The following is a 17,033-nucleotide window of genomic DNA, read 5'->3' as shown; positions in this document are numbered from 1 at the left end:
CACGCGACGGACGGATCGCGCTCAGTCGCGGACGGTCTCGCCGTGCAGGGCGAGATCGAGGCCCTCGACCTCCACCTCGTCGCCGACCCGAAGCCCGATGGTCCAGTCGATCAGCTTCAGCACGACGTAGCTGATGCTGCCCGACCAGGCGAGGGTCATGGCCACGCCGGCGACCTGCAGGACCAGCTGGCCGGGATTGCCGTCGATCAGGCCGGACTTGCCGGCCCCGCCGATCGCCGCCACCGCGAACACGCCGGTCAGCAGCGCGCCGAGGATGCCGCCCACGCCATGCACGCCCCAGGCGTCGAGCGCATCGTCATAGCCGCACCAGCGCTTGAGGGTGCTGACGCTCCAGTAGCACACCGCACCGCCGGCAAGCCCCATCAGCAGCGCCCCGGTGACGGTGACGAAGCCGCAGGCCGGGGTGATCACCACCAGCCCCGCGACCGCACCCGACACCGCGCCGAGCAGGCTCGGCTTGCCGCGGATCGCCCATTCGGCCGCGGTCCAGGAAACGATGGCCGCCGAGGTCGCCACATGAGTGTTGATCATCGCCATGCCCGCGCCGGTGCCGGCGGTGAGCGCGGAGCCGGCGTTGAAGCCGAACCAGCCCACCCACAGCAGCGAGCCGCCGATCATGGTCAGGCCGACATTGTGCGGCGCCATGCTCTCCGAATTGAGCCCGGCCCGCTTGCCGACCACCAGCGCGGCCACCAGCCCGGCGACGCCGGAGTTGATGTGCACCACGGTGCCGCCGGCGAAGTCCAGCACGCCGGCATCGGCCAGCAGCCCCCCCGGCCCCCAGACCATGTGCGCCACCGGGGCATAGACCAGCAGCACCCAGGCCGAGATGAAGATCATCGCCGCCGAGAACTTCATGCGGTCGGCCGGCCCCCCCAGGATGATCACCGCGGTGATGATCGCGAAGGTGAGCTGGAACATCACGTAGACGGTTTCGGGGATCGTCGGAGCGAGCGGCGCCAGCGTATCCGGGGCGATGCCGGACAGCAGCAGCTTGGAAAAGCCGCCGAAGAAGGCATTGCCTTCGGTGAAGGCGATGGAATAGCCGGCCACCACCCACAGCAGGGACAGCAGGCCCGCCCCGAAGAAGGACTGCATCAGCACGGCCAGCACGTTCTTCTTGCGGACCATGCCGCCATAGAACAGCGCCAGCCCGGGCACCAGCATCATCAGCACCAGCACCGCGGAGGTCAGCATCCACGCGGTATCGCCGACATTGAGCGCGGGGGCGGGCGTTGCCGGTGCGGCCGCGTCGGCGGCCTGGGCGAAAGCATGGGTGGCAGTGACGAAAGGCAGCCCGGCGAGGGCGAGACCCAGGCCGGTCTTGCGAAGCAGAGACATCACGGTCGCCTTTTTTCTCTCAGACAGCGTCGATTCCGGATTCGCCGGTTCGGATGCGGATCGCCTGCTGGACAGGGGAGACGAAAATCTTCCCATCCCCGATCTTGCCGGTACGCGCCGCCTGGATGATGGTCTCGATGACTTCCTCGAGCAGGCTCTCCTCGACCACCACCCCGATCTTGATCTTGGGCACGAAATCCACGGCGTACTCGGCCCCCCGATAGATCTCGGTCTGCCCCTTCTGCCGGCCGAAGCCCTTGCACTCGGTGATCGTGAGTCCCTGGACTCCGAGTTTGGTGAGAGCGTCGCGGACGTCGTCAAGCTTGAACGGCTTGATGATGGCGGTCACCAGCTTCATGCGTGCTCCTTGAGGGGGCGCGTTTCACCGCAGTCGAAAAATTTCACTGCAATGACCGTACCGCAATCAAAAAGGATGCATTCCGGCTGATTTTCGCGGCGATGCCGGCTGAAAGCGCACATATCCGCGCAGGAAATGGGCACAGCCATGCCCAAAGTGTCGCAATTGATCGTTTCGTAACCATCCTTGACATACGGGGCGTAACCCACCCCGCGCCAGGGGCTCCGCTAATGCGGCTTGCGCACGCTCCAGACGGTGACCGGCATGGCACAGCGCCAGGCATCGAACCGCCCGACCGGCGTGGTGTGCGCGACCGACAGCCGGGTCAGGTCCCCGCCCAACCGCTCCCGCCAGGATACCAGGGCCGCCTCGCTCTGCAGGGTCACGGCATTGGCGACCAGCCGACCGCCGGGGGGCAAGGCGTCCCAGCACCGGTCCACCACTCCCGCCACGGTCAGGCCGCCACCGATAAAGACCGCCTGCGGCACCGGCAGGTCCGCCAGCGCCTCGGGCGCGCGACCGGCGACGAGGTGCAGACCGGGCACGCCGAGCGCCTCCCGGTTATGGGTGATCAGGGCCTGGCGCGCCTCGTTCGCCTCGATGGCGATCGCCCGGCAGGCCGGATGGCTGCGCATCCACTCGATGCCGATCGAGCCGCATCCCGCGCCGACATCCCACAGCAGCTCGCCGGGCAGTGGCGCCAGATGCGCGAGCGTCACCGCCCGCACGTCGCGCTTGGTGAGCTGCCCGTCATGGCGGAAGGCGCCGTCGGGCAACCCGGCCAGTCCGGACCAGCCGGTCACTGCCGCATCCGCCCGGCATTCCACGGCAATCACGTTGAGCTCCGCACAGCGCGGCAGGGTCCATTCCGCGGCGATGCCACCATGCCGACGCTCCTGCGCGCCGCCCATGTGCTCCAGCACCTCCAGCCGGCTGGCCCCGAAACCATGGGCGGCAAGCAGCGCCGCCAGGGCGGCGGGCGTGCCGCCATCGGCCGCCAGCACCAGCCAGCGCGCGCCCGGGTACGCATGCCGCAGCACCGCCGCCAGCGGCCGGCCAGTCACGCTCAGCGGGACCACGTCCTGCAGCGGCCAACCCAGCCGCGCCGCCGCCAGGGAAAAGGCCGAGGGAGCTGGCAGGATACGCATCTCCTCGGCCGGGACCTGCCGTGCCAGCACCGCACCGACGCCGAACAGCATCGGGTCGCCGCTCGCCAGCACGCAGACCGGCGTGCCGCGCCGGGTCAGCACGGCGCCGACATCGAAGGGACGCGGCCATTCCAGCCGCTCCTGCCCGGCCGCCGGCGGCACCATGGCGAGATGGCGGGCGCCGCCCACCAGCACCCGCGCCGCGGCGATGGCCCCGCGCGCCTCGGCGCCGAGGCCCTCCGGCCCGTCCTCGCCGATCCCCACCACCGTCAGCCATGCCGGCATGCGCCGCTCTCCCGTCCGCCGTCGCGGCGCTGTCATAGGGCAAGGCAGCCCGCCCGCAAGACGGGCTGTCCAGATCGGGGTATTTCGGGCAGGACGCGTTGTCCCCTTCTCTCCCGAGCAAGGCCACCATGATCGAGTACCGCCGCGACGCCGCCGACATCTACGCCCGCTCCTTCGCCATCATCCGCGCCGAGGCCGACCTTTCGCGCATCCCCGCCGACCTGGAAAAACTGGCGGTGCGGGTCGCGCATGCCTGCGGCATGCCGGACGTGATCGACGACCTGGTGTTCTCCCCCGGGGCCGGCGCGGCCGGGCGCGCGGCGCTGGCGGCCGGGGCGCCAGTGCTGTGCGACTGCCGCATGGTGGAGATGGGAATCACCCGCAGCCGGCTGCCGGCCAATAACGACGTCATCTGCACGCTCAACGACCCGGCGGTACCGGAACTGGCACGGCAAATCGACAATACCCGATCGGCGGCAGCGGTGGATCTGTGGCGGCCGCGGCTCGCCGGCGCCGTGGTAGCGATTGGCAACGCCCCCACGGCGCTGTTCCGCTTGCTGGAGCTGCTCGATGCCGGGGCGCCACGGCCGGCGTTGATCCTGGGCTTCCCGGTGGGTTTCGTCGGCGCCGCCGAATCAAAGGCGGCACTGGCGGAAGACAGCCGGGGCGTGCCCTTCGTCGTGGTGCGCGGCCGGCGCGGCGGCAGCGCCATGGTCGGTGCCGCCGTCAACGCGCTGGCCACGGAGCGCGAATAGATGCTGGCGATCGTCCGGCGCGGCGCGGCCGGGGAAGCGGTGGCGCAACGCCTGCTCGCGGCCTGTCCGGACGCGGAGTTGCTCGCCCCCGCTTCCCCGGATGCGTTCGGTGCGTTGCTGCGCCGCCTGTCCACTGCCGGCACGACGCTGGTGGCGCTGGGGCCGCTGGAAGATGTGGCGCAGGCGGTGCAACCCGGCCCGGACACTGCGCCGGTGGTGGTGGTGGCCGAAAACGGCCGGGCGGTGGTGCCGCTGTGCGGCGCCCGGGCCGGCGGCGACGAACTGGCACGGCAGATCGGGGCGGCGCTTGGCATCACTGCCGCCATCACCTCGGGAACCCCGCCCGCCCCGGTCCCCGGGCGACTGGCCGTGGTCGGGCTGGGGCCGGGCAAGGCCGGGCTGATGGCACCCGAGGTGCGCGCCGAACTGGACCGCGCGCAGGATATCCTTGGCTACATTCCCTATGTGCGGATGGCCGGGCCGTTCCGTCCCGACCAGACGGTGCATGTCTCCGACAACCGCGAGGAACTCGACCGCGCCCGCCACGCCTTCGCGCTGGCCGCCGCCGGCCGGCACGTCGTGGTCGTGTCCTCGGGCGATCCCGGCATCTTCGCCATGGCCGCGGCGCTGTTCGAGGCGCTGGAACGCGGCGATGACCCCGCCTGGGGACAGGTGGATCTGGTCGTGCTGCCCGGCATTTCCGCCGCCCAGGCCGCCGCCGCGCGCGCCGGCGCGCCGCTCGGGCACGATTTCTGCGTGATCTCGCTGTCCGACAACCTCAAATCCTGGGCGACGATCGAGCGCCGCCTCGCCGCGGCAGCCGGCGCCGATCTGGTGCTGGCGCTCTACAACCCGATCTCGCGCGCCCGGCCCTGGCAACTCGACCGGGCCTTCGAGGTGCTGCGCCAAATCCGCGACGCCGCCACGCCGGTGGTGCTCGGACGCGATATCGGCCGGCCCGGCGAGAGCCTGACAACCACCCGTCTGGGCGAGGTGCGGAGCGACATGGTGGACATGCGCACCGTGGTGATCGTCGGCTCCTCCACCACGCGGGTGCTGCCGCGCCGGGACGGCAAGACCTGGGTGTACACGCCGCGCTGGCACGAAGCGTGAGGGAGCCGCATTTCACATCACGGCCAGCAGAACCAGCAGGCCGAGCACGGGTGGCAGAAGAAACGCCCACAGCCCGGCCAACATGAGAGCCAGGGCCGCCGTCAGGCAGCCCGCGGCAAAACCGGCAACACTGCCGCCCAGGCGCCGCAGACGCTGGCGCCGCTCCGCCTCTCCTGGCAGACCGCGCCACGCATCGGCCAGATCGATGATGATCTGCGTGGTGTTGCCGGTCATCAGCGTGCTGGGCGGCAGCGCCGTGAGGTGAATGCGCTGCATCGCATTCTGCAGCGCCATCGCCGAGACCAGCAACATGCCGCCGAGCAGCGGCGCCGGGCGATCGGCGTCCGGGAAGGGACCGAAACCAATCAGGACGGCGGCGGCCAGCACGAGCAGCACGATCTTCACGATGAGCAGGGGCCGGAGCCCGGCCGCGCCCGCCATCAGCCGGGCCGCCATCACCACGGCACAGAAGACCGGCAAAGCGAGCAGCTTGGCGACGATACCGGATCCCCCCTGCGTCAGCGCCGCCCCGAAGGTGACGAAATTGCCGGTGACATGCGCGGTGAACAGTCCGTGCAGGGTCAGGAATCCGGCCGTATCGACGAAACCAGCGTTGAAACTGAGCAGCAATGGCTGCCAGGTTTTTCCGCCTGCGCTCATGTGCCCTCCCTTCGTGCCTGCAAGGCGACCAGCAGCAGGCCGCCCACCAGCCCGAGATGCTCGAAAAAGCCATTGGTGGCGGCAAAGCGCTGAGGGCCCGGCGGCATGTCCCAGAATCGCAGCGCGATCAGGCTCGCCGCCAAGGTGAAGGCGGCAAGGGCGAGGGCCCCTGCCCTCCGGCCGATGCCGAGAATCACCATGGCCGAGGCCCCGAGTTCCAGCACGATCACCGCCGTCGCGAACAACGCCACCGGCTGCAGGCCGAGTTGCGCCATCTCATTCAGGGCGGCCGGCAGATCGCCAAGCTTGGCGACCCCTCCCTGCAGATAAGCCGCGCACAGGCCGATCAGGCAGAGGCGATGCAACACCGTGCCTGCCGCCGTCATGCCTCCCTTCCCGCTCACACCGCCCAGCACGCGCACCCCAGCGCACCCCAGAATTCCTTCAAATCCCGGATTGGCAGCCGGGACGACCAGGCCGTGGCATGATCGTGGCCGTGCACCCCACAGCTGTTCGTGCAGCCGCAGGCGGATGCGACCGCCCGCTGCAACGCCGTCCGCCCCGCTCCCTTCGGTTCGCCCCAGACCGCATAGCCGCCGAACCGCCGCACCGGTGACCAGTCCGGCATCGCCGGCGGCAATTCGGTCTCGTCATGCGCAGCGAAATCGCCCGCGCCGAACACGATCCGTCCTCCCACCATGGTCAGGTCCGACGTGATGAAGGAAATCTCGTCCTCGGGGCAGGCGAAGTAGTCGCGGTCGGGCACGATGAGATCGGCGAGCTGCCCGGCCATGATCCGGCCCTTGCGACCTTCCTCGTTGGAAAACCAGGTCACGTTCTCGGTCCACATCCGGAGCGCGGTCATACGATCGATGCAGTTATGGGCCGGGTAGATGCGCAGGCCCCCGACGGTGCGGCCGGTGACCATCCAGGCGAGCGAAACCCAGGGATTGTAGGACGCCACCCGCGTGGCATCGGTGCCGGCTGAAACCCGCGTGCCTTTCGCCAGCATGCGCGCGATCGGCGGCGTCGCCTCGGCAGCCTGCGCGCCATAGCGCTCGACGAAATACTCGCCCTGATACGCCATGCGGTGCTGCACGGCGACCCCGCCGCCGAGCGCCGCGATCCGGTCGATCGAGCGCTCCGAAATCGTCTCGGCATGGTCGAAGAACCAGTTCAGCCCTTCAAGCGGGATGTCGCGGTTCACCTTCTCGAACACGTCCAGCGCCCGGCTGATCGTCTCGTCATAGGTGGCGTGCATGCGCCAGGGCCAGCGATTCTCGGCCAGGATGCGCACGACCCCCTCGAGATCGTCCTCCATCTCCGCCGGCATGTCGGGACGGGGCTGGCGGAAATCCTCGAAATCCGCGGCCGAGAACACCAGCATCTCGCCCGCCCCGTTGTGGCGGAAATAATCGTCCCCTTGCCGGTAGCGCGACCCGCGCGTCCAGGCGAGGAAATCCTCCTTTTCCGCCTTCGGCTTCTGGGTGAACAGGTTGTAGGCGATCCGCAGCGGCAGCTGTCCGGCATCAGCCAGGGTCTGGATGACCTGGTAGTCTTCCGGATAATTCTGGTTGCCGCCACCGGCATCGATCACGCCGGTCACGCCGAGCCGGTTCAACTCACGCATGAAGTGGCGCGTGGAGTTCACCTGATACTCCAGCGGCAGGCGGGGTCCGCGCGCGAGCGTGGCATAGAGGATGGCCGCGTTCGGCCTGGCCAGCAGCAACCCGGTCGGATTGCCACCGGCATCGCGAACGATCTCGCCGCCGGGCGGCTGCGGCGTCTCCTTCGTGTAGCCCACCGCCCGCAGGGCGGCGGCGTTCAGCAGGGCGCGATCGTAGAGATGCAGCAGGAAAACCGGCGTGTCGGGGGCAACGGCGTTGATTTCCTCGATCGTCGGCAACCGCTTCTCGACGAACTGGTGCTCGGTGAAGCCGCCGACCACGCGCACCCATTGCGGCGGCGGCGTGATCGCGACCTGCCGGCGCAGCATGTCCATCGCATCGGCCAGCGAACGCACGCCGTCCCAGCGCAATTCCAGATTGAAGTTCAGGCCGCCGCGGATGATGTGGCAATGATTATCGATCAGTCCCGGCAGCACGCGCCGTCCGGCCAGATCGATGCGCCGCGTCCCTGGCCCGGCCAGGGCCATCACCTCGGCATCGCTGCCGACGGCCAAAAATTGCCCGGCGGCGATCGCCACGGCGCTGGCCTCCGGCAGGCCGCGATCAAGGGTGGTGATCCGCCCGTTATAAAGAATCGTCTCGGCGGTCGTCGGATGAGCCATGGGAAGCTCCGGGGATCAGGATTGATCCGGCAGCCGCTGGCGCACCGGCTCACCGGCGGGCAGGCTGCCGAAGACATGCGGGCGGACATGGCGCTGCCAGAGCGCGGCCGGCGGATGGCGCTGCAGCAGGCAGCGCACCAGCGGCGGTACCTGCTCGCCGAGCAGCATGCCGAGCAGCCCCACCAGCGCAATCACCGGCGGCGCGGGCGAACGGACCTGGACCAGTCCGTACAGGATGCCGACGACCAGCCCCGCTCCGACCGAGAGGACATAGGGCATCATCGCGAGCCTTCCTGCCGCCTCGGCACGGTGCGGGGGGACGTCATCGGCTCAGCCCTCGTGGGCGCCGAACATGGTCTTGGCGTAGATGATGCCAAGGCCATAGGCGCCGCCATAGGTGCGGGCGATGCCGGTGGTCAGTTCGTAGGTCTCGCCGCGCGCCCAGTCGCGCTGCAGCTCCAGCAGATATTGCAGCGAGGTCATGGGCCGGGCGCCGGCCTGGATCATCCGCTGCATCGCCCGCTCATGCGCCTCGGCCGAGACATCCCCGCAGGCATCGGCGATCACATAGACCTCGTGCCCCTGCGACAACGCCGACAGCGCCGGGCCGACGATGCAGACCGACGTCCACAGCCCGGCCAGCACGATACGGCGCTTGCCGATGGCATTGACCCTGCCGATGACGTTCGCGTCCTCCCAGGTATTCATGCTGGTGCGGTCGATCATTGCCTGTCCGGGGAAGGCGGCGACGATCTCGTCGAACATCGGCCCGGAGAAGGATTTCTCGGCCACCGTGGTCAGGATGGTGGAAACGCCGAAGCCGGCGGCGGCGCGGGAGATCATCGCCGCGTTGGTCCGCAGGTTGGCCGCATCGATCGACTTGGTCGCGAACGCCATCTGCGACTGGAAATCAATCAGGATCAGAGTGTGGTCCGACGGCGTCAGCAGCAGCGGCGACGGCGCGGCAATGGCGGCTTGTGTCATGGTTCCCCTCGTTTGCGGGTCATGCCCGATACGGTGGGAAAATGCGGAACGAGGTGGGGGACGTCTTGTCTCGGATTGACGGTTTGGCCCGATCCTTCCCCCTCTGCCGCCCCGTGCCCCGTCTGGTTTGAAGAGAAACGAAACCCGATGATGGCGGAGTGAGTCCGAGGTCTTCCGCTCCACCTGATCGACAGGAAGCCAGGTCCCTGGCTGTGGGCCGAACCGGGCCGCATGGCCGGTGAATGACCCGTCGGAAATGAAATTCCTTCCAAGTTCGCAATGCGCGAATTAATGTCAAGAAAACCTCGGCTGTGCCCCTGCTTCCCGCAAGCGGCCGGTGCAGCACGAAGGCAGGGGGACCATTGTTGCGTGCAGCCAAATCACCACACATGAAGCTGTGGGGAAACGATGACTGTTTGTTGGCACGGTTCGACATCGCGCCCACCGCAGATGTCATGATCGATCGCGCCTTGCCGGAGCGAATCGTTTTCCTTTCATTTCGGGGCTGCCGGTGGAGCAGCCAGTGCCGCGGCGTCGCCAGCGACGAGGCGGAGTGCAGCGTCATCGTCCGCAATGCCGGCGACATCTACTCGGCCAGGCTCCAGCAGGTGGCGAAGACGGGTGGGATATGCCGGGAACTGCATGTCTCGCCGGGCTATCTGACCATGCTGCGCCGGCAGGCCGGGCTTGGCCGCGACATTGATTTCACGATCATGCAACATCGGCGCACCTGGTTGGGCGACATGCTCTTTGCCGCCCATGGCGCGGCCGAAAGAGGGGACGGGCTTGCCTTCGAATGCATGTTGCTCGGCCTCGTCCGTGCCCTCACCTTGGCGGGCGGCGATAGCGACGCACCGAGGCGCCGGTCACGCAATCACCAGAAAATCGCCCGCACCATCGAGTACATGCGCCAGCATTACAGCGAGCCGATCTCGCTGCGCGATCTCGCGGACACGGCCGGCATGAACCATTTCGTGTTCCTGCGCAATTTCAAGCAACATGCGGGGGTCACGCCGCATGAGTATCTCCGTTCCTTTCGGGTCAACCGCGTGCGTGACCTGATGCGGGTCGGCCACAGCAGCGTCGATGCCGCGCTGATGAGCGGTTTTGCCGACCAAAGCCACATGATCCGCAGTTTCAAGCGCAAGACGGGACTGACGCCGGGCGCCATCGCCTTCGGTCACGGTCCGGGGGGCTGACCCGGGACCGGCCACCGGCAGCCGACCAACCATCAATCGCGTTCAAGATCGCCGGGCGCGGGTCGAGGCAGGCTGAGGTGTCGACGCCAGGCAGAAGTGACCAGCAGGGCACGTCATGGCCGGAGCAGCAGCATGCGCCCCGCTGCTGCCTCCGGCCCCGACCGCCGCCGCCCTGACCACCCATGCCGCGTCCTTTTCCAGCAACCCTACAGGACATACGGACATGTCAGACAGCAGCTTCATCTTCACGCAGGACGGCACCCGGATCCACGTCAAGGACTGGGGGCCCCGGGACGGCCAGCCAGTCGTCTTCAGCCATGGCTGGCCGCTGAGCGCAGACGCGTTCGAGGACCAGATGCTGTTCCTTGCCCGACATGGCTTCCGTGTGATCGCGCATGACCGGCGCGGGCATGGACGGTCATCGCAACCGCGCGGCGGCAACGACATGGACCATTTCGCCGATGACCTCGCGGCGGTGGTGGCGGCGCTGGATCTGCGGCAGGCCGTGCATGTGGGCCATTCGACCGGTGGCGGCGAAGTCGCGCGCTACATCGGCCGTCACGGCGTCTCCCGCGTCGCCAGGGCCGTGCTGATCGGTGCCGTCACCCCGATCATGGCCCGCACCGAGTGGAATCCCCAGGGCGTGCCGATGACCGTCTTCGATGAGATCCGTGCCGGCGTCCAGGCCAACAGATCGCAGTTCTACAAGAATCTCACCATTCCGTTCTTCGGCTTCAACCGGCCGGGCGTCACCCTGAACGAGGGGCTGCGGGATGCTTTCTGGGCGCAGGGCATGCAAGGCAGCCTGCTGTCCCAGTACGAGTGCGTGAAGGCTTTCTCCGAAACCGACCAGCGGGAGGACCTGCGCCGGATGACCATTCCCACGCTGGTCCTGCACGGCGATGACGACCAGATCGTTCCGATCGAGACCACCGGGAAGGCCGCCGTTGCCCTGCTGCCGCAGGGCACGCTGAGGGTCATCGCCGGCGGCGACCACGGCATGTGCGTCACCCGCAAGGACCAGATCAACGCGGAACTGCTCGGCTGGTTGAAGGACTGAGCCCGGCGCAGACCACGAGACCGACGCCGGCGCAGGCGCACCGGCGTCGGTCTCGTGATAACATTTGGAATGATGGCAGGACCGGGTGTCGCGCTGGTGCGACGATCTGGTGTCGAGCGGGAACCTGCTGAGAGGAGGCTCGTCGCGGCGATGGTCGCCCGGATTCTGATCAGCGCCTGCCTGCTCGGCCACCCCGTCCGCTACGACGGTGCGGCAAAACCCTTGATCCACCCAGCGATCGACCAATGGCGGCGCGAGGGGCGTCTCGTTTCGATCTGCCCCGAACTCATGGCCGGCTTCGCCGTGCCGCGTCCCCCGGCCGAGATCGCTGAAGGACGCTCGGGGGAAGCCGTCCTCGCGGGGCACGGACGGGTCGTCCAGGCGAACGGAACGGACGTGACGGAGCTCTACGTTGCCGGCGCCCAGGCGGCGCTGGCGCTCGCGCGCGAGCACGCGTGCCGGTTTGCCCTGCTGATCGACGGCAGTCCGTCCTGCGGCAGCCGCCTCATCCATGACGGAACCTTCTCGGGCCGGAAGCAGGGTGGGGCCGGCGTCACCACCGCCCTGCTGCGGCGACACGGCGTCGAGGTGTTCGCGAATACCGAGATCGAGGTTTTGCGAAATCGCCTGTCCCAGACGTCAGGCCAGCGAATACCGTCCTGAAGCAAAAGGCAGATCGGCGGTAGAGAGCGATAGAGCCTGATCACCGCTCGGACATCAATCCCCAGAACGTCCCGCCGACAATCAGCCCTGCACCAAGCAACGTCACTGCCGTCACCGGTTCCGCAAGCAGCAGCCAGGACAACGCAAAGCCGAAAAGCGGTTCGGTTCCCATCAGAAAACTCACGCGAGTCGGGCTGGTGCGGCGCAGGGCAGCGTTCTGGACATAGAATGCGCCGATCGTACAGAAGATCGACAGGAAGACCACCGCCCCCCAGAAGCCGGAGCCCGCGGTGACGAGCAGGGCCGACGGCGCCTCCTGTGCCAGCAACGCGGCCAATGTGAGTGTCGCGACCGTCACCGACTGCACCGCGGTGAGCGCCGCGGACGAGAGCCTCCGCCCGTCCATCAAGCGCCGTGTCGATACCACCATGACCGCCCGCAGCACCGCCGCCACCAGAACCAGGAGATCGCCGCCCCCGGGCGTGCTCATGCCGCCGGCCAGGATGGCGACACCGCCGATCGCGACGCCTGCGCCGAGGATTACACCGAGGGGCGGCAGCCGCCCTGCCAGCCCGAAATCCAGAAACGGCGTGATGACCGTACAGAGCGAGATGATCAGCGCCGTGTTCGTTGCCGTGGTGAACGCGATGCCCCAGGTTTCAGCCAGAAAGATCGCGAAGAGGATCGCCCCGAGAACCGCCCCGGCCAGTACGTCCCGTCTGGGTGCAGCAGCGAGACCGCACCAGGCGACAGCGGACATCACCGTGGCCGTGGTCAGGAAACGGTAGAAGATCAGCAGAAGCACCGGCGCATGGAAAAGGGCGCTTTTCGCGACGGGATAGCTCGCCCCCCAGACCATCGCGACGGCGAGCACGGCCAGATCCGCCCTGAGTGTCGTCCCGCCCCGTACCGCTCGCCCGATCGCCATGTGTCGCGCCCAGCCTGTTCCGCCTGGATCCGGGGTAGGGGCAAGCAGGCGTGGCGCGATAGAACGAAAGTGCGGCCTCAACCGCGGGCATAAGCGCCCGGGGTCACCCCGACGATGCCAAGGAAGTGCCGGGCCATATGGCTCTGATCCGCGAAGCCGGTCTCGGCGGCGGCCTGTGCCGCGGACATCCCGTCGCGCAGCAGACGCTTCACCCGGCCGATCTTTTGCTGGACATGCCAGGCGTGGGGCGGCAGGCCGGTGTGCCGGCGGAAGGCGGCGATGGTCTGGCGGCGACGCAGGTCCGCGACCCTGCACAATTCATCCAGGGTGACATTTTCGTCGACACGGGATCGCAGATACTCGATGGCATCGCGAATGCGGCCATCGGGCGCGTTGCGGTCTTCAGGCACCACCCCGGGCACCAGTTCGGTCAGAATGGCCCGCATCAGGTCGTCCAGCGCGACATCCCGCGCGAGTGCTTCCAAGGAGCCGTGCAGCACCGCATGGAGCGCCGAGAACCGACACGCCAGATCGGGCCTGGCGTGAAAGGCGTCGGTGAAATCCAGCGAGCCGGTGATCTCGCGATCCGCCATGTCGGAGAGGATCGCGCGCATCCCGGCTTCACTGACATAGAGCATCCGCTGACACCAGCCACACGCATGGCCCCCGCCCCCGTAATGGACGTCGCCGGGATGCATGGTAACGACCGTCCCCGCGGGCACGCGGTTCATGGTGCCCCGGCACCAGACGGCATGCACGCCACTCTCGATCACGCCGAAGAGGTACTCGTCGTGCGCGTGCGGCTTGAAGGTCTGCCGGACGTAGCGGGCGGACAGGGTCTCGATGTCATGCAGATCGGGCAAGTGTCGGATCGTCGCCCGATCATTCGGCCCGTCGTCGGTCCTTCCGCCTCGCACGGCCTGGTCCTCCTCTGCTGGAGGAGAGATGGGGCGGATGAGCGGAGCGTCATCCACCGTCGCGATGCTGGACGAAGGCCCAAACGCGAACCGCCGCCGATGCGTGGGCATCGGCGGTGGTTGGAGTGGTGGTTGCGGGGATAGGATTTGAACCTATGACCTTCAGGTTATGAGCCTGACGAGCTACCGGGCTGCTCCACCCCGCGGTGAAGCTGTCGACTGATGGGGCGTGTGGGTGTGTTGGTGAGGAAGTCAGGGTGGGTTTGAAGACCTGGCGGCGACCTACTCTCCCGCGTCTTGGGACGCAGTACCATGGGCGCTGGGGTATTTCACGGCCGAGTTCGGGATGGGATCGGGTGGGGGGACCCCGCCAGAGCCACCAGGTCGTCAAACCCACCCTGATTGTGTGTGTCAGGGTGTGGGGGCAGGTTCTGGTGTTTGCGTCGGTGTGTGTGCGTGGCGAGGCCTGAGTGGCGGTTGGTGTGGATGACTGCTGTGCGTGATGGGGGAGATGATCGAGCCTGTTGGGCGATTAGGACCGGTTAGCTGAGCGCGTTGCCGCGCGTATACATCCGGCCTATCGACGTGCTGGTCTTGCACGGCCCTCGGGGAGACCTGGTTTTGAGGGAAGTTTCCCGCTTAGATGCTTTCAGCGGTTATCTTGTCCGCACATAGCTACCCGGCGGTGCCGCTGGCGCGACAACCGGTTCACCAGAGGTGCGTCCATCCCGGTCCTCTCGTACTAGGGACAGCTCCTCGCAAGTCTCCTTCACCCACGGCAGATAGGGACCGAACTGTCTCACGACGTTCTAAACCCAGCTCACGTACCACTTTAATCGGCGAACAGCCGAACCCTTGGGACCTGCTCCAGCCCCAGGATGTGATGAGCCGACATCGAGGTGCCAAACCTCCCCGTCGATGTGGACTCTTGGGGGAGATCAGCCTGTTATCCCTAGAGTACCTTTTATCCGTTGAGCGATGGCCCTTCCACGCGGGACCACCGGATCACTATGGCCGACTTTCGTCTCTGCTCGAGCTGTCGCTCTCGCAGTCAGGCGGGCTTATGCCATTGCACTCAGCAGCCGATGTCCGACCGGCCTGAGCCCACCATCGCGCGCCTCCGTTACCATTTGGGAGGCGACCGCCCCAGTCAAACTGCCTGCCATGCAGGGTCCCGGATCGGGCTGACCGATCGCGGTTAGACATCAGAAGCGCCCAGGGTGGTATTTCAAGGTTGGCTCCGCCGAAGCTGGCGCCCCGGTTTCAAAGCCTCCCACCTATCCTACACAGTGCTCTCCTAATGCCACTGCAAAGCTGCAGTAAAGGTTCATAGGGTCTTTCCGTCTGACCGCGGGTACCCCGCATCTTCACGGGGAATTCAATTTCGCTGAGCCGATGCCGGAGACAGTGGGGAAGTCGTTACGCCATTCGTGCAGGTCGGAACTTACCCGACAAGGAATTTCGCTACCTTAGGACCGTTATAGTTACGGCCGCCGTTTACCGGGGCTTCAATTCAGTGCTCGCACACCTCCTCTTAACCTTCCGGCACCGGGCAGGCGTCAGACCCTATACGTCGTCTCTCGACTTCGCAGAGCCCTGTGTTTTTACTAAACAGTCGCTACCCCCTGGTCTGTGCCACCCGACCATGGTTGCCCACAGCCGGGTCCCGCTTATCCCGAAGTTACGCGGGCAATTTGCCTAGTTCCTTCGACATCGTTCTCTCAAGCGCCTTGGTATACTCTACCAGTCCACCTGTGTCGGTTTCGGGTACGGTCTATACGCTGGAGCTGTTTCCCGGGATGTTCCGGCCGCAGGGACAATCCGATAAGCCCCCACCACGTTTCACATCCGTCACTTCCAGCAGGCCCAGGAATTTTAACCTGGTTCCCATCGACTACGGCTCTCGCCCTCGCCTTAGGGGCCGGCTCACCCTGCGCGGATTAACCTTGCGCAGGAACCCTTGGACTTTCGGCGACAGTGTTTCTCACACTGTTTGTCGCTACTCATGTCAGCATTCGCACTTCCGATACCTCCAGGAGGGGTCACCCCACTCCCTTCGCAGGCCTACGGAACGCTCCGCTACCGCGCAGATTGCTCTGCACCCGCAGCTTCGGCACGTGGCTTGAGCCCCGTTACATTTTCGGCGCAGGATTTCTATTAGACCAGTGAGCTATTACGCTTTCTTTAAAGGATGGCTGCTTCTAAGCCAACCTCCTGGTTGTTTTGGAATTCCCACATCCTTTCCCACTTAGCCACGATTTGGGGGCCTTAGCTGGCGGTCTGGGCTGTTTCCCTCTCGACGATGGACCTTAGCACCCACCGTCTGTCTGCCGCGCTGCACTCCTCGGTATTCGGAGTTTGGTTAGGTTTGGTAAGTCTTTGGGACCCCCTAGCCCATCCAGTGCTCTACCCCCGAGGGTGATCACACGACGATCTACCTCAATAGATTTCGCGGAGAACCAGCTATTTCCGAGTTTGATTGGCCTTTCACCCCTAGCCACAGCTCATCCCCGACTTTTTCAACAGGCGTGGGTTCGGCCCTCCAGTGGGTGTTACCCCACCTTCAGCCTGGCCATGGCTAGATCACTCGGTTTCGGGTCTTCTGCCCGCGACTGAACGCCCTGTTCAGACTCGCTTTCGCTGCGCCTACGCCTATCGGCTTAAGCTTGCCGCGAACAGAAACTCGCTGACCCATTATACAAAAGGTACGCCGTCACCGCAGATGCGGCTCCGACTGCTTGTAGGCATTCGGTTTCAGGTCTATTTCACTCCCCTCATCGGGGTGCTTTTCACCTTTCCCTCACGGTACTTGTTCGCTATCGGTCACCAGGGAGTATTTAGGCTTGGAGGGTGGTCCCCCCATGTTCAGACAGGATTTCACGTGTCCCGCCTTACTCAAGGACCCAACGATCTAAACGCATACGGGGCTATCACCCGCTCTGGCCGGCCTTTCCAGACCCTTCTGCTTACAATCGCCAGGCCACTGGCCTGTTCCGCGTTCGCTCGCCACTACTAGCGGAATCTCTGTTGATGTCTTTTCCTCCGGGTACTGAGATGTTTCAGTTCCCCGGGTTTGCCTCCTGAACCTATGGATTCAGTTCAGGATACCCCTAAGGGTGGGTTTCCCCATTCGGATATCCACGGATCAACGCCTGCTCGCGGCTCCCCATGGCTTTTCGCAGCGTGCCACGTCCTTCATCGCCTCCTGGTGCCAAGGCATCCACCGAATGCCCTTATCGCGCTCGAGATCTCCAAACGAACCTTACGGTCCGTCATGACCCACCATGCACAGGAACCATCCACACCAGCCC

15 protein-coding genes, 1 tRNA gene and 2 rRNA genes are annotated in these 17,033 nt (G+C 66.3%); 5 read left to right on the top strand and 13 right to left on the bottom strand.

The genetic code is table 11. The features are described 5' to 3' along the window. Nucleotides 1–21: 21 nt before the first annotated feature. The 3 genes from NBY65_RS11920 to cbiE form a co-directional block, all read right to left on the bottom strand. On the bottom strand, nt 22–1,362 hold the full coding sequence (locus NBY65_RS11920; protein WP_150041454.1) for an ammonium transporter: 1,341 nt from the start codon (nt 1,360–1,362) through the stop codon (nt 22–24). Between the two features lie 19 nt (nt 1,363–1,381). Continuing rightward, nucleotides 1,382–1,720 carry a P-II family nitrogen regulator gene (locus tag NBY65_RS11915; protein ID WP_150041453.1) on the bottom strand — a complete coding sequence of 113 codons (339 nt, stop codon included), beginning with the start codon at nt 1,718–1,720 and terminating at the stop codon, nt 1,382–1,384. Nucleotides 1,721–1,947: 227 nt separating this feature from the next. Next, a complete protein-coding gene (cbiE, locus tag NBY65_RS11910) occupies nt 1,948–3,153 on the bottom strand; it encodes a precorrin-6y C5,15-methyltransferase (decarboxylating) subunit CbiE (RefSeq protein ID WP_150041452.1) in 1,206 nt (401 codons plus the stop codon). 128 nt (nt 3,154–3,281) lie between these two features. On the opposite strand from cbiE, the gene NBY65_RS11905 reads away from it, so the two are divergent. Together NBY65_RS11905 and cobJ are read left to right on the top strand one after the other, a co-directional pair. Then, nucleotides 3,282–3,908 (top strand): precorrin-8X methylmutase, encoded by a 627-nt coding sequence (locus NBY65_RS11905; protein ID WP_150041451.1) that lies wholly within the window; start codon nt 3,282–3,284, stop codon nt 3,906–3,908. Continuing rightward, nucleotides 3,909–5,021 (top strand): precorrin-3B C(17)-methyltransferase, encoded by a 1,113-nt coding sequence (gene cobJ / locus NBY65_RS11895; RefSeq protein WP_348539792.1) that lies wholly within the window; start codon nt 3,909–3,911, stop codon nt 5,019–5,021. Nucleotides 5,022–5,033: 12 nt separating this feature from the next. Here the strand turns inward: cobJ and NBY65_RS11890 are convergent, their stop codons facing one another. Genes NBY65_RS11890 through NBY65_RS11870 form a run of 5 tightly spaced genes read right to left on the bottom strand, consistent with a single transcriptional unit; the run spans nt 5,034 to nt 8,955 of the window. Beyond that, entirely contained in the window at nt 5,034–5,681 is a 648-nt protein-coding gene (locus NBY65_RS11890) for a YoaK family protein (protein ID WP_150041449.1), read from the bottom strand. Then, nucleotides 5,678–6,067 carry a DoxX family protein gene (locus NBY65_RS11885; RefSeq protein WP_150041448.1) on the bottom strand — a complete coding sequence of 130 codons (390 nt, stop codon included), beginning with the start codon at nt 6,065–6,067 and terminating at the stop codon, nt 5,678–5,680. Before NBY65_RS11885 ends, NBY65_RS11890 begins: the two co-directional genes overlap by 4 nt. 14 nt (nt 6,068–6,081) lie before the next feature. Beyond that, on the bottom strand, nt 6,082–7,971 hold the full coding sequence (locus tag NBY65_RS11880; RefSeq protein WP_150041447.1) for an amidohydrolase: 1,890 nt from the start codon (nt 7,969–7,971) through the stop codon (nt 6,082–6,084). A gap of 15 nt (nt 7,972–7,986) precedes the next feature. Further along, complete coding sequence (locus NBY65_RS11875; RefSeq protein WP_150041446.1) at nt 7,987–8,253, bottom strand: DUF1427 family protein; 267 nt, start codon at nt 8,251–8,253, stop codon at nt 7,987–7,989. 48 nt (nt 8,254–8,301) lie between these two features. Continuing rightward, nucleotides 8,302–8,955 carry a hydrolase gene (locus NBY65_RS11870; protein ID WP_150041445.1) on the bottom strand — a complete coding sequence of 218 codons (654 nt, stop codon included), beginning with the start codon at nt 8,953–8,955 and terminating at the stop codon, nt 8,302–8,304. Nucleotides 8,956–9,344: 389 nt separating this feature from the next. Here NBY65_RS11870 and NBY65_RS11865 point away from each other — a divergent pair, with 389 nt between their 5' ends. The 3 genes from NBY65_RS11865 to NBY65_RS11855 all read left to right on the top strand — a co-directional run bounded on the left by NBY65_RS11865 (nt 9,345) and on the right by NBY65_RS11855 (nt 11,877). Beyond that, entirely contained in the window at nt 9,345–10,154 is an 810-nt protein-coding gene (locus tag NBY65_RS11865; protein WP_150041444.1) for an AraC family transcriptional regulator, read from the top strand. A 223-nt stretch (nt 10,155–10,377) separates the two neighbouring features. Continuing rightward, a complete protein-coding gene (locus tag NBY65_RS11860; RefSeq protein ID WP_150041443.1) occupies nt 10,378–11,214 on the top strand; it encodes an alpha/beta fold hydrolase in 837 nt (278 codons plus the stop codon). A 150-nt stretch (nt 11,215–11,364) separates the two neighbouring features. Continuing rightward, on the top strand, nt 11,365–11,877 hold the full coding sequence (locus NBY65_RS11855) for a DUF523 domain-containing protein (RefSeq protein WP_150041442.1): 513 nt from the start codon (nt 11,365–11,367) through the stop codon (nt 11,875–11,877). A 40-nt stretch (nt 11,878–11,917) separates the two neighbouring features. On the opposite strand, the gene NBY65_RS11850 is transcribed toward NBY65_RS11855, so the two are convergent. The 5 genes from NBY65_RS11850 to NBY65_RS11830 form a co-directional block, all read right to left on the bottom strand. Continuing rightward, nucleotides 11,918–12,751 (bottom strand): DMT family transporter, encoded by an 834-nt coding sequence (locus NBY65_RS11850; protein ID WP_239002823.1) that lies wholly within the window; start codon nt 12,749–12,751, stop codon nt 11,918–11,920. A 131-nt stretch (nt 12,752–12,882) separates the two neighbouring features. Then, complete coding sequence (locus NBY65_RS11845; protein ID WP_239002822.1) at nt 12,883–13,779, bottom strand: AraC family transcriptional regulator; 897 nt, start codon at nt 13,777–13,779, stop codon at nt 12,883–12,885. 72 nt (nt 13,780–13,851) lie between these two features. Further along, a tRNA-Met gene (locus NBY65_RS11840) sits at nt 13,852–13,928 on the bottom strand. 63 nt (nt 13,929–13,991) lie between these two features. Next, nucleotides 13,992–14,106 (bottom strand): 5S ribosomal RNA (gene rrf / locus NBY65_RS11835). 127 nt (nt 14,107–14,233) lie between these two features. Beyond that, nucleotides 14,234–16,970: ribosomal RNA gene (locus NBY65_RS11830) — 23S ribosomal RNA — on the bottom strand. Nucleotides 16,971–17,033: the final 63 nt, after the last annotated feature.

Source organism: Rhodovastum atsumiense (assembly GCF_937425535.1).
GTDB lineage: Bacteria > Pseudomonadota > Alphaproteobacteria > Acetobacterales > Acetobacteraceae > Rhodovastum > Rhodovastum atsumiense.
The sequence above is the reverse complement of the archived record's forward strand: the minus strand, read 5'-3'. Positions and strand labels throughout refer to the sequence as shown.

Coding starts and splice junctions, on each gene's coding strand:
- NBY65_RS11920 (WP_150041454.1), bottom strand. CDS start 1,362: ATGTCTCTGCTTCGCAAGACCGGCCTGGGTCTCGCCCTCGCCGGGCTG.
- NBY65_RS11915 (WP_150041453.1), bottom strand. CDS start 1,720: ATGAAGCTGGTGACCGCCATCATCAAGCCGTTCAAGCTTGACGACGTC.
- cbiE (WP_150041452.1), bottom strand. CDS start 3,153: ATGCCGGCATGGCTGACGGTGGTGGGGATCGGCGAGGACGGGCCGGAG.
- NBY65_RS11905 (WP_150041451.1), top strand. CDS start 3,282: ATGATCGAGTACCGCCGCGACGCCGCCGACATCTACGCCCGCTCCTTC.
- cobJ (WP_348539792.1), top strand. CDS start 3,909: ATGCTGGCGATCGTCCGGCGCGGCGCGGCCGGGGAAGCGGTGGCGCAA.
- NBY65_RS11890 (WP_150041449.1), bottom strand. CDS start 5,681: ATGAGCGCAGGCGGAAAAACCTGGCAGCCATTGCTGCTCAGTTTCAAC.
- NBY65_RS11885 (WP_150041448.1), bottom strand. CDS start 6,067: ATGACGGCGGCAGGCACGGTGTTGCATCGCCTCTGCCTGATCGGCCTG.
- NBY65_RS11880 (WP_150041447.1), bottom strand. CDS start 7,971: ATGGCTCATCCGACGACCGCCGAGACGATTCTTTATAACGGGCGGATC.
- NBY65_RS11875 (WP_150041446.1), bottom strand. CDS start 8,253: ATGATGCCCTATGTCCTCTCGGTCGGAGCGGGGCTGGTCGTCGGCATC.
- NBY65_RS11870 (WP_150041445.1), bottom strand. CDS start 8,955: ATGACACAAGCCGCCATTGCCGCGCCGTCGCCGCTGCTGCTGACGCCG.
- NBY65_RS11865 (WP_150041444.1), top strand. CDS start 9,345: ATGAAGCTGTGGGGAAACGATGACTGTTTGTTGGCACGGTTCGACATC.
- NBY65_RS11860 (WP_150041443.1), top strand. CDS start 10,378: ATGTCAGACAGCAGCTTCATCTTCACGCAGGACGGCACCCGGATCCAC.
- NBY65_RS11855 (WP_150041442.1), top strand. CDS start 11,365: ATGGTCGCCCGGATTCTGATCAGCGCCTGCCTGCTCGGCCACCCCGTC.